At 60.9% G+C, this 11,785-nt stretch carries 12 protein-coding genes; 8 read left to right on the top strand and 4 right to left on the bottom strand.

All coding sequences use genetic code 11. The features are described from left to right. Positions 1–24: 24 nt before the first annotated feature. Genes hutZ through hutW form a run of 3 tightly spaced genes read right to left on the bottom strand, consistent with a single transcriptional unit; the run spans position 25 to position 2,446 of the window. Positions 25–561: a heme utilization protein HutZ gene (hutZ, locus tag ACN0RV_RS14395; protein ID WP_417348567.1), complete on the bottom strand. Its 537-nt coding sequence runs from the start codon at positions 559–561 to the stop codon at positions 25–27. Between the two features lie 38 nt (positions 562–599). Further along, the gene (gene hutX / locus ACN0RV_RS14390) at positions 600–1,103 is read right to left on the bottom strand and encodes a heme utilization cystosolic carrier protein HutX (RefSeq protein ID WP_417348566.1); all 504 of its coding nucleotides are present in this window, start codon (positions 1,101–1,103) and stop codon (positions 600–602) included. Then, complete coding sequence (gene hutW / locus ACN0RV_RS14385; RefSeq protein ID WP_417348564.1) at positions 1,100–2,446, bottom strand: heme anaerobic degradation radical SAM methyltransferase ChuW/HutW; 1,347 nt, start codon at positions 2,444–2,446, stop codon at positions 1,100–1,102. The genes hutX and hutW overlap by 4 nt, the downstream gene beginning before the upstream one ends. 213 nt (positions 2,447–2,659) lie before the next feature. Between hutW and ACN0RV_RS14380 the strand changes: the two genes are divergently transcribed. From ACN0RV_RS14380 to ACN0RV_RS14345, 8 genes are all read left to right on the top strand, one after another. Beyond that, a complete protein-coding gene (locus ACN0RV_RS14380; protein ID WP_417348562.1) occupies positions 2,660–3,346 on the top strand; it encodes a TonB family protein in 687 nt (228 codons plus the stop codon). 27 nt (positions 3,347–3,373) lie between these two features. Further along, positions 3,374–4,015: a MotA/TolQ/ExbB proton channel family protein gene (locus ACN0RV_RS14375; RefSeq protein ID WP_417348560.1), complete on the top strand. Its 642-nt coding sequence runs from the start codon at positions 3,374–3,376 to the stop codon at positions 4,013–4,015. Further along, positions 4,012–4,434: an ExbD/TolR family protein gene (locus ACN0RV_RS14370; protein ID WP_417348558.1), complete on the top strand. Its 423-nt coding sequence runs from the start codon at positions 4,012–4,014 to the stop codon at positions 4,432–4,434. The genes ACN0RV_RS14375 and ACN0RV_RS14370 overlap by 4 nt, the downstream gene beginning before the upstream one ends. Further along, positions 4,431–5,279: a heme/hemin ABC transporter substrate-binding protein gene (locus tag ACN0RV_RS14365; protein WP_417348556.1), complete on the top strand. Its 849-nt coding sequence runs from the start codon at positions 4,431–4,433 to the stop codon at positions 5,277–5,279. Before ACN0RV_RS14370 ends, ACN0RV_RS14365 begins: the two co-directional genes overlap by 4 nt. Then, entirely contained in the window at positions 5,279–6,295 is a 1,017-nt protein-coding gene (locus tag ACN0RV_RS14360; protein WP_417348660.1) for a FecCD family ABC transporter permease, read from the top strand. The genes ACN0RV_RS14365 and ACN0RV_RS14360 overlap by 1 nt, the downstream gene beginning before the upstream one ends. Before the next feature lie 2 nt (positions 6,296–6,297). Beyond that, positions 6,298–7,068, top strand: coding sequence for a heme ABC transporter ATP-binding protein (locus ACN0RV_RS14355; protein WP_417348554.1), 771 nt, complete (start codon positions 6,298–6,300; stop codon positions 7,066–7,068). Between the two features lie 132 nt (positions 7,069–7,200). Then, positions 7,201–8,181, top strand: coding sequence for a hypothetical protein (locus ACN0RV_RS14350; RefSeq protein ID WP_417348552.1), 981 nt, complete (start codon positions 7,201–7,203; stop codon positions 8,179–8,181). Continuing rightward, positions 8,178–8,669, top strand: a complete 492-nt coding sequence (locus ACN0RV_RS14345; RefSeq protein ID WP_417348551.1) for a hypothetical protein — start codon at positions 8,178–8,180, stop codon at positions 8,667–8,669. Before ACN0RV_RS14350 ends, ACN0RV_RS14345 begins: the two co-directional genes overlap by 4 nt. A gap of 80 nt (positions 8,670–8,749) precedes the next feature. Here the strand turns inward: ACN0RV_RS14345 and ACN0RV_RS14340 are convergent, their stop codons facing one another. Next, the gene (locus tag ACN0RV_RS14340; RefSeq protein WP_417348549.1) at positions 8,750–11,785 is read right to left on the bottom strand and encodes an efflux RND transporter permease subunit; all 3,036 of its coding nucleotides are present in this window, start codon (positions 11,783–11,785) and stop codon (positions 8,750–8,752) included.

The following is an 11,785-nucleotide window of genomic DNA, read 5'->3' as shown; positions in this document are numbered from 1 at the left end:
AGGGGATCTCAATAAATCAGGTTGTTAGGCCGTTCTGGCGTGGCCGTGTCCCTTGCCGTCGCCGATCATCCAGCTCACCTGATTCAGGTCATCGCCACCGATGGCGAACGCCTGGCCAAAGCCTTTGACAAACAACCCCTTGCTTGGCCGTAAGCAGTAGAGGTTGAAATCTGCCAGCTTGGAAAGGTTCTCGGCCATGTCCCCGAAGCGGGATTCCAGGGCGGCAATGCCCGCCGCAAAGCCCTCGCTCTCCCGGGCAACATGCTGCGCCTGAACATCGAAGGTCAACCGCTTGCGGGCGAATACCGTCTTGGCTTCAGACTCATCCTGAACCAGCATCACCGACAGGGCCTTGTTCACCTTGAGGTTCATGCCATGACGGGCCATATCGCTGATCAGGATATAGAACCCCTCAGCCCCCTGAGCGAAGGGGGCGTAGCTGACATTGGGCACCCCCTCCCTGTCCAGGGTCGCCAGCATCAGGGTCTGGGCCTTGGTCTTGAACTCCTCAATCTCGGGGAGCAAGCGCTCTCTCAGTCTCTGATCTTTCTGGTTGTCCATCTGTTTGTTCTTCCCTTATTTGTCTTTGTGTTGCTGGCTCAGCTAGCCAGAGTACGACGCAGTTCGCTGAACCGCTCCACCTGGTCGGCCAGCAGCACCCGCTTACTGTCCCGGCCGAGGTAAATCTTGAAGATGATGGCCCCCTGGGCATCAAAAAACTGAATGCTGTGACTCTCACTGCCCATGAAGGGCTTGCTCACCAGGGCGATATGCTGAACCGCATCCAGTTTCAGGTGGCCATGCAGCCCCTCCCCCTTGGTGATCAGATTGAAGTAGCCATGGCCCGGCTTACCCCTGGGAAAGGCCCCCTTAAATTCAAAGATGGACCCGGCCACACTGACGATGGTGGTCATGGGGCCCCAGTTTGGCAATGACTCCATCAGGGTGGCGAGGTGCTCCACCGGCAGCAGAGCACTCATGGGCTCCGGCAGTGCGGCCACCACCTCAAACTCACTGACTTCCAGCTCGGAGGCGATCTGACCGGGCATCAGGCTGGGGTTTTCCTCAATCTTGCGGGCAACCGCCTGGGCGATATCATTCATGCAATCTTCTCCATTGTCATAGGGTTGGAATTCATATAGCTGAGCAGGCCGTTGCACAGGTTGACCTGCCAGAACCGTCCCGCCAGGGTAAAGGTCACCGCATCGGAGCTGACCTTGGCCAGGCCGCGCTTCTCCCAGGCTTTGAACAGGGGCATGGCGTGTTGATACAGCGGTTCTCCCAACAGGCTTCGGTGGATGAAGCCCTTATCGCAGGCACCCACCAGGGCCGCCTTGACGCCCTCCTCGCCTTTGGGCAACAGCATCATCACCGGCCATTCCTTGTCTGTAATGGCCCTCTGATAGGCCTCGAGGTCTCTGGGCTGCATCAGGGCATAGCCCCCGAGGTTACCGCCGGCCCCGGCTCCCAGAGGCAGAATCTCCGCACCGGACTTGACCATGGAGTTGTAGAGACTGCGCTCCCGGTTATCCGAGGACCAGTGGCAGCAACTGAGCCGACGCAGCTGGTGGCGATCCATAAACTCATCTCCCATCCGGTACATCATCGCCTTGGTGGGAGTGTCCGCCGGCGGCGGAGCGGTGCCCTTTTCACACTGCTCCAACATGGAGGTACCGCTGAGATCGATAAGCTGGTAGAGGTCAACGCCGCTGACCCCGCACTCCAGCATATCCTCCAGATCCTGCTGCCAGATTGACGGAGTCTGATAAGGCAGGCCAAACAACAGGTCAATGACCACAGGGGCTTGGTCCGCGGCGACCAGCTCTTTCAGGCGCCCCATCACCTGATCCCGGTCATCGAGACGCTTGGCGGCACGTCGTACCTGGGTATTGAAACTCTGCACGCCAAAGGAGAACCGGTTGAATCCCCCATCCAGGGCGCCCTGGAACTTGGCGTCATCGAATCGGTTTATGCGCCCTTCAAGGGTCAGCTCACAATCCGGTGTCAGGGGAAAACTCTCTCTCAGAGCCTGCCCCAGTTCATGAATCTGATCGCCAGACAGGTCCGTCGGGGTTCCGCCGCCGATGTAGACCGCGTGGAAGGGGGCGCTCTGGGCATAAGGGGTCTCACCCTTGCGCCGAATCTCGGCCAGCAGGTGACCAAAATACTCATCCACCAGCTTTCTGCTGGCGGCATACTGAAAGAAGCTGCAAAAAGTGCAACGTACCCGACAGAAGGGGACGTGGAGGTAGAGCAAGCGCCGCTTGCCTGGAGTGGCTTCCTGGGCCAACAGTCTGTTCAGTGTGGCTTGCACCTGGTCCGCAGCCACAGGTGGCCGGCCGCCGCCCCCGGCATGGGCACCGCGTTTCTGCTCAAAGGCAAACTTCAGGGGGTCCGGCGTGTCCTTGCCGGTCATCTGGTCGTCCATGGTCGGGGTATGGGTCATCTTCACTCCCGGAGTCGATATCCAGACGGTCGCACGGCCAAAAAGTTAACTAACCACTTGTGTTAATTAACTTTTGTAAGGCCGGGTGATTCATTGTCCAGGCACTTTATCCCAAACCCAAACCAAGATCAAATGCGAATCATTTTTATTTGCACTTTCAGTAACTGGCGTTCTATCATCTTGGCATCAACCACAGATCCCAGGACTAACCCAGTGACACCGAACCGCTACCTGGTGGCCACCGCCGCCGCACTGCTGATACAGGGCTCATTCCTGGGCGCCATGGCTCAGGAACCCCAGCCTCTGCTGCAGTCCGGCCAGGTCACTACGGCGGTCAGCCTCTCCCTGGCCACCGCGGTCAATGCGGCACCGGCACAGTCCAAGCCCGAGCCACAAAAAGAGGAGAAGCCCGAACCTAAACCCAAGCCGGAGCCGAAGCCAAAACCCAAGCCTCAACCCATACAGAAGCCTATGCCTGAGTTGGCCCCCAGACCCGATCCAAAGCCACAGACAAAACCCGAACCCCAAGCCGAGCCCAAGGCTGAACCCAAGCCGATGAACAAGGCCCCCAGTGAAGCCGCCCAGCCCGTTGCCGCCCGCCAGGGAGCCAAGCAACTGCCGGAACTGGTGACTCAACCGGCGTTTCGCACCCCGCCGAACCCACCGCGCTACCCCAAAATGGCCAAGAGGCGCGGCCAGCAGGGCGTGGCTCTGGTTGAGGTGTGGCTCAACGAGTTGGGCGACCAGATAAAACTGGAGCTTCTGGAGAGCAGCGGTCACTCCAGTCTGGACCGGGCAGCACTGGCGGCGGTGAAAAGCTGGGAGTTCGCCCCCCTGACCCAAGGCAGCCAGGGGCAATCGTCCCGCGTCCGTATTCCGGTCCGTTTTGCCCTGAACTAACTCGACCTAACAGGAGATATTCGCCTTATGGCGCTGCTTGATCACACGCTTAATCAACTGGGCGTAATGGCCTGGCCCCTGATGGCCTGCCTGACCCTGACCCTGATCATCTTGCTGGAACGCCTGGCCAACCTGCTGATCAACGCCCCCTGGCGTGACAGCTGGGTGCAACAGATGAACTGGTCCCAGCCACTGGACAGTCAGGCGCTGACTGACCTGTTAACCGGCAGGCGCAGCCTGCTGGCCCGGGGCACCCTGATGCTTTTAGGTCACGCCGGTCAGGCGAAGTGTCTGCGGGAGGAGATTGCCGGGCTCTGGCTGCTCAAGCAGAAACGGCAGCTCAATGCCGGACTCAGGGTATTGATGGTGATAGGCATCATCAGTCCCATGATGGGACTGCTGGGTACCATCCTCGGCCTCATCGGCATGTTCCAGGAGATCGGCGCCTCAGCCGGGCCTGTGACACCAGCCCAGTTGGCAGATGGCCTGGGGCTGGCTATGTACACCACCGCCGCCGGACTGATCATCGCTCTGCCCGCCGTGGGTGGCGCACACCTGCTAACCCTGTGGGCCGATCGGCAACTGGGCAAGACGGAACACGTACTCAATCGAATCAACCTGTGGCTCGCCGGGATTCATGTCGCGTCCGCCCAGGAGATGAAGCCGTGATTCGGCTACACAGCAGTGCCGTCGACAGCAGCGCGCCCTCGGTGGACCTGACCCCGCTGATCGACATCATCTTTATCGTGCTGGTGTTTCTGCTGCTCACCGCCAACACCAGGCTGCTGGCCTTGCCGGTGGATGTGCCCCAGCAGCAGGAGACGGCCCTCAGCTCCCCTGAAGAGGACAAAACCCTGGCGGTCAATGTACTGGCCGATGCGCCCCACTTCGCCCTGGATCAGATCACCTATGACTCCTGGCCGGAGTTTAAGCACGCCTTTTTGCAAGCACATAAAGCCAACCCGAACTACCAGGTGGTGGTGGCCGCCGATAAGGCCGCCCCAGTTCAACCCCTAATGCAACTGCTGGCCCTGCTTCAGGCCAGGCAGATAGACAAGACTCAGATTCTAATGGAGGAGACCCCATGACACCCAACTTCAGCAAAACCTTGCTGCCCATGCTTCTGGGCGCCACCCTCTCACTACCGGCGATGGCCGCCGAGCGGGTGATCAGTGCCGGTGCCGCCGTGACCGAACTGGTGATGGCCCTGGAGGGCGCCAACAAGCTGGTGGCGGTGGATGTCACCAGCCAGGTTCCTGAAGGGATGGAACTGCCTCAGCTTGGCTACCACCGCACCCTGTCGGCGGAAGGCCTGCTCTCCCTCAACCCGGATCTGGTGGTAGGCAGCGACGAGATGGGGCCCAGATCCGCCCTGGATATCGTCCGCCAGGCCAAGGTTCAGGTGGCCACCCTGCCCGCAGCACAAACTCCGCAGCAACTGATGGCCAACATCGATACCCTGGCAACCCTGCTCTCCGAAGAGGACGCAGCTCCCGCGTTGAAGGCCACCATTCAGTCCCAGGTGGAGAGGATCAACCAGGCCAGAGCCAACCTCAAACGGGCGCCCAAGGTGGTCTTTGTCCTGCTGCGGGGCGATCGGGGACCGCGCATGGGGGGCGGCCACACCCCGGCGGACCTGCTGATCACCCTGGCCGGCGGCGAGAACATCGCCGGCTTCGACGGCTATAAGAGCGCCTCCGAGGAGACGCTGCTGTCACTGCAACCTGACCTGATCCTGGTCACCAAACCCGCCATGGACACGGACAACGCCGCCGGGGAACTGATCGAGTCCCTGCCTCTGCTGGCCCACACCCCGGCGGGAAAAAATGGTCAAATCTATGACCTGCCCGCCAAGGCACTGCTGGGCGGCCTGGGCCCCAGCGCTCTGGATGCGGCCGAGGACCTGGCCCAGAAGTTGTCGGAGATTCAATGATGGCCGAGGCCCGCCTGCTGTGGCTGCCCCTGGCAGCCTCCCTGTTGATCGCCAGTGTGTTGTCGGTGACTACGGGCCCCCTGGCCATAGACGCCTGGGACAGCCTGCGGGCCCTGTGGGCCACACTGACACAGACCCAGGTCACCAGCCTGCAACCCCATGAACAGCTGGTGATCTCCAATGTCCGCCTGCCCCGTACCCTACTGGCTCTGGTGATCGGCGCCCTGCTGGCCCAGTGCGGTGCGGTGATGCAGGGGCTGTTCCGCAACCCCCTGGCGGATCCCGGCATCATCGGCGTGGCCTCAGGCGCCGCCCTGGGCGCCGCCATCGCCATAGTGATCTATCCCGAGGCCGGCGCCTACACCACACCGGTGGCCGCCTTCCTCGGTGGCCTGGCCACCACCTTGGCGGTCTACCGTCTGGCTCACAGCCGCACCGGCACCTCGGTGGTACTGCTGCTGCTCTCCGGCGTGGCCATCGGCGCCCTGACCGGCTCAGGCATAGGTTTTCTCACCTTCATCGCCAACGAGACCGCCCTGAGGGACCTGACCCTGTGGCAGATGGGCTCTTTGGCGTCGGCCCAGTGGCACAGCATCGCCATCTGTAGTGCGGTCTTTGTGCTGCTGGCCTGGCAGTTTCAGCGCCAGGCCGGTTCCCTCAATGCCTTGCTGCTGGGCGAGGCAGAAGCCCGCCACCTGGGTATCGAGGTGGAAAAACTGAAGATTCGCCTGGTCCTGCTTACTGCGCTGGGCGTGGGGGTCACCGTGGCCGCCGCCGGGATGATCGGCTTTATTGGCTTGGTGGTGCCCCACCTGATTCGTATGATGGTCGGCCCGGATCATCGCACCCTGCTGCCCCTGTCCGCCGGACTGGGTGCCGCCATTTTGCTGGTGGCGGATCTGGGGGCGAGAACCTGGATGGCCCCGGCCGAGATGCCCGTGGGTCTGGTCACCGCCCTACTGGGCGCCCCCTTCTTTCTGGCCCTGCTGATCAATCAAAGACACCGACTGGGGTAATCATGAGCTTTCTAACCATCCAATCCCTGAGTCTGGGCATCGGCGGGCAGCCCTTGCTGAAGCAGATAGAGCTGGCAATCCAACCTGGCAGGGTCACCGCCCTGCTGGGGCCCAATGGCGCCGGCAAGAGTACCCTGCTGAAAGGGATATGCGGCGACATGACACCGGACACCGGCATGGTCAGTTTCCATGGCCGCCCCATGGAGGAGTGGCCGCGCATCAAACTGGCCCGTCACCTCGGCGTGCTGCCTCAACACAACAGTCTCACCTTTCCCTTCACCGTCCGTGACGTGGTGGAGATGGGCCTATTTCCCCTGACGGCGGATCGCACTCTGGCCAAGCACCTGGTGGATCACGCCCAGGAACAGGTGGACGTCGCCCACCTCGGTGGCCGCCGCTACCCTACCCTTTCCGGAGGGGAGAAACAGCGGGTACAGCTGGCCAGGGTCCTGACCCAGTTGTCCCAGGCGGAGCAGGCGCCCCTGCTGCTGCTGGATGAGCCTACATCAGCACTGGATCTGGCCCAGCAGCACAGGGTACTGGAGCTGGCCCGGGCCCTGGCTCACGAACAGGGGGTGGGCGTCATCGCCGTCCTCCATGATCTTAACCAGGCGGCTCGCTACGCCGACCACCTGGTGGTGCTGGACCAGGGCGAGGTGCGCTATCAGGGGCCGCCACAGGAGGTGCTCACCGGAGAGCGGGTCGCCCGGGTGTGGCACTACCGCCCCACCATAGTCACCGACCCCAAGCTGGGGACCCCTGTGGTGCTCTGATCTGGGTTCCCAAGCGCCACCACCAGGTGGCGCTTTTCCATATGACGCACACTTTTTCCAGAAAACACTAGACTCCCTGACGGATGTAAATAAAGTTACTGTTTTATTTTCAGTTGTTTACATGGAGTTTTCTTGACTGGAACCGCCACAGAATATCGACCCACTCCTAACGGCATGGCTCAGACCCTGCTAATCACCCTGGCCGTGATTGGGCTGGTTTGGCTGGGCCTGACCTGGTCGGGTAACACAGAAGCCAATAATGGCATGGGCCTGCTGCTTGGCCTGACCTTTCCCATCTGGCGCATGCGCAACCATCATCACCTGCGCATCCTACTGGGTAAAGAGGGAGTCACCGGACTTTCCGGCGAACCCGGGGTCGCCGAAGAGGAGCGCTTTCGCCTCTGTCTCCCCCTGAATGAGATAGATCTGAACGCTTCCCGCAACCAGAGATGGAGCAAATGGCTCAACTTTCGCTATCGCATCCATGACCACAATGGCCGCAGCATCATCATTCCCATGATCTTCTTTGGTCTTCGTCAGTCCGGCGCCATCCACAGAGAGATTCTGGCCGCCGCCGAATCGGCTCACTCCAGGACACTGGGCCAGCCGGTGACGGAGTTTCTTGCCCCCAAGCCTTCGGTGCGCAACAGCTTAATCGGTATCGCCGGCGGCCTGCTTGGGCTGGCGACGATTCAGTGGCTGATCGCTTTGGACCCGGCTTACGCTGACCCGCTGCGCTCCGGCTGTTACGCCGCCATTGGCGCAGGCCTGTTCACCTTGATGTTCCCCAACTGGGATCGCCACAAGGGCGCAATCTATCTGTATCGCGATCGGGTTAAGGGGCCAGCCGGTGAAAACGACAAGACAAACCCCTTTGGTCGCTGGGGAACTAAGAACCTGGCGCTGAGCAAGATCAACCTGCAGAAGAGCCAGAGCCGTGGTCAGCTGGAACGCCTGCATGGCGACTACCATCTCCACGACAATCAGGGCAACAGCATCTGCATCGACGCCAAGGTCTTTGGCCGACAAGGGGCCAAGGAGGTGTTTCACCAGTTGCACGCCCGAATCACCGATTATCAGAGAGCAATGAAACTCCGGGAGCAGCAAGGGTGAGTCAGCAACTGATCACCCCAACCCCGGCAAGCTACCTCAGGGAAACATTGAGGCGGCAGGCCTATGAGCTGCCCATTACCCTAGTTATCTTCTGGTGGATCGGCGACCCCGGATTGGTATTGTTGTTTATTTTTCTTCTTCTGCTCAATACAGGCATCAGTGGCATTAAGCTCGTTCGCAACCCCAAAAAGTACACCATCTGCCTGACCACCGACGCCATCGAGGGACCCAGCGGCGATACGGATTCCACCCCGGCCAACAGACCGAGACACCGCTTTTTGCTCCGTGAGCTGGATCTGACCCGCCGTCCCCAGCCAGGCTGGCACCAGTACTTTGTCAAGGAATACCGCCTCTACAGCAACCGGGAAAAGATGCCCAACAATCAGCCCCGCTCAGTGGTGATTCGAAAAGATCTAATTGGCAGAAGACGGGCCCAAGCCCTGGTGGAGCAGGCCCTGGAACGTGCCAGAGCGCTTCAGCAAGAGTGAACCTAAAAAAAGGCCGGTCAGGGGGCTGACCGGCCAAGCGCCTTTGGAAGGCAAGGGAATCGACTTACCCAGGGGTTGAATCAGGGGGTCTTAACCTTAAAGAAGATGGCGTAGAGCACAGGGACCACCACCAGGGTCAAAATGGTGGCAAAGCCCAGGCCAAACATGATGGTCACCGCCAATGAGGCGAAGAACACATCAAACAACAGGGGGATCATCCCCAGGATGGTGGTCATGGCCGCGTTGGTCACCGGCCTTACCCGGCTGATGGCACTGTCGACAATGGCCTGATAGGGCTCTTTGCCGCTGGCCATCTCCAGATTGATCTGGTCCATCAACACGATGCCGTTCTTGAGTACCATGCCGCTCAGGCTGAGCAGCCCCAACAGGGCGGTGAAGGTGAAGGGCTGGTTGGTCACCAGCAGCCCCACGGTCACCCCAATCAGCGACAGCGGCACGGTCAGCCAGATCACCGCCGGCTTCCTGAAGGAGTCGAACAGGAACACGGTGATGATGAACATAAACAGGTAACCCATGGGCAGCGAGCCAAACAGCATGGACTGGGCGTCACCGGCAGACTCATACTCCCCACCCCACTCCAGGCTGTACCCGGGGGGTAGCTCCAGGGCCTCCACCTGGGGCTTGATTCGACGGAACAGCGCGTCAGCGGTCTCCTCACCCAGCACATTGTGATCCGCCAGCACCGTGATGGTGCGCTTGCGGTTCTTACGCTGGATCAGCGACTCGGTCCACACCAGTTCGGTATCACGAACCACCTGCTGAATGGGCACATAGTTCTGCAGCGTCGGGCTCCACAACTTGAGGTTATCCAGGGTGGCGTAATCGTCCCGGTACTGCTGCTCCAGGCGGGTGACGATGGGCAGCATCCGGGTGCCGTCCCGGTACATCCCCACCTCGGTGCCGCCGAAGGCCATCTTCAGGGTCTGGGCCACCGCATCGGTGCCGATGCCAAGACGACGGGCCTGGGATTCGTCCATCACAGGCACCAGCTCCTTGGTCTGCTCCCGCCAGTCGTGGCGGATGCCCCGAGAGCCCGGGTCCTGTGCCAGGATGTTCTCCACCTCCGCCGCCAGCTGGCGCAGCACACGGGGGTCGGCACCTGAGATGCGCGCCTCAATCTTGGACTTGGGCGACGGACCGATCTCCATCAGCTTCAACTGGAACTGTGCCTGGGGGAAACGCTCGGGCATCACCTGATCCAGGCGGTTGGCCAGCGCAAACATCTTCTCCTGGTCCGGGCTGCGAATGGCCAGCTGAGCGTAGGAGGCGTAGCTGTTCTCCGGTGCATAGGTCAGGGTGAAGCGGGGCATCCCCTGGCCAACGGTGGCGGCAACAAACTCGGTCTCCTTCTGCTCCAGCACATAGGCTTCAACCTCCTTGACCACCTGCTCGGTTCGGCGGATGTCGGTGCCCTCGGGCAGCCACAGGTCCAGGTAGAACATCGGCGTATTGGAGGGCGGGAAGAACGCCTGCTTGACGCTGCCAAAGCCGACAATGGCCCCCGCCAGCATCAGCACCATGGCCACCACTGTGGTCTTGCGATAGTTGAGGCACCAGTTCAGCAAGGCACCGAACACCTTGAAGATGCCGCCCTTATAGGGGTCCTCACTGCTCTGCTCACCCTTGGGCGTGGATAACATCAAGTCCGCCAGGAAAGGTGTCAAAGTCAAGGCGGTTACCCAGCTCAGGAAAAGCGAGAACAGCAGGACATAAAACAGGGAATTCATAAATTCGCCGGTGGCATCGGCGGAGAGGCCGATGGGGGCGAAGGCCACAATGGCGATCACCGTGGCCCCCAGCAGAGGCCACTGGGACTGCTTGACGATATCCTTACAGGCCTCAAGTTTACTGCGGCCCCGTTGCAGCCCCACCAGGATCCCCTCGACCACCACGATGGCGTTGTCCACCAGCATCCCCAGGGCAATGATCAGCGCCCCCAGGGAGATGCGCTGCAGCTCAATGCCGTCGTACTCCATCATGATGAAAGTGCCCAGCATGGTCAGCAGCAGCACGATGCCGATGATCAGGCCACTGCGCAGCCCCATGGTAAACAGCAGGATCACGATAACGATGGCCACCGCTTGCGCCAGGCTGATCAGGAAGCCGTTGACCGAACTCTCCACCTCCTGGGGCTGGTGATACAGGGAGTGCAGCTCAATCCCCACGGGTCTGTCCTGCATCAGCTCCGCCATCCGCTGGTCGATGGCCCGGCCCACCTCGACCACGTTGACGCCATCGGAGAAAGCGATGCCCAGGCTCAGGGCCTGCTGACCGTTGAAGCGCAGCAGATGGTTCGGCACCTCCTGGAAGCCCCGGTGCAGGGTCGCCACATCACTCAGGCGCACCAGCTGGCCGGTATCCCGGCCGTGAATGATGGGATCCATACTGGAGCCCTGGGCGGTGGGGCGCAGATAGAGGGACTCACCATTGATGGTCATCTTGCCGGCGTCCAGCACGGCATTCTGCTGGGTCAGCAGATTGATCACCTGGGCCATGTCCAGGTTCAGGGCCGCCAGACGGGTCAGGGAGAGCTCGATGAACGCCTGCTCCTGCTGCTCGCCGGAGATGTCGACCTTGCCCACGCCGTCGATCAGCTCCAGCTCCCGGCGCAGCATATCCACGTACTGCTTGAGGTCGTCGTACTGATAGCTGTTGCCGGTGACCAGATAGAGCACACCAAACACATCGCCAAAGTCGTCCACCACCTGGGGCGCATAGGCGCCGGAGGGCAGCTGAGGCCCCAGGTCATTGACCTTGCGACGCAGCTCATCCCAGATCTGAGGCAGCTCGTCGGGGCCATAGGTGGACTCCATCTCCACGGTGATCTGAGACAGCCCTGGGGCTGAAGTGGAGGTGATCTTCTTGACGTAGGGCAGCAGCCGGATCGCCTTCTCAATGGGATAGGTCAGCTCCTCCTCCACCTCTTCTGCGGTGGCACCTGGGTACATGGAGATCACCATCGCCTCTTTAATGGTAAAGGCGGGGTCCTCCAGGCGGCCCAGGTTCATAAAGGAGGAGCTGCCTCCCAGCGCTAGCAAAATCAGGAACATCCAGCTGATGACGCGGTGTTTGATTGTGTATTGTGCAATATTCAT

It is taken from the genome of Ferrimonas sp. (genome assembly GCF_048263965.1).
Lineage (GTDB): Bacteria > Pseudomonadota > Gammaproteobacteria > Enterobacterales > Shewanellaceae > Ferrimonas.
Note: the sequence above shows the minus strand (reverse complement) of the source record. Positions and strands in the feature narration are given on the sequence as shown.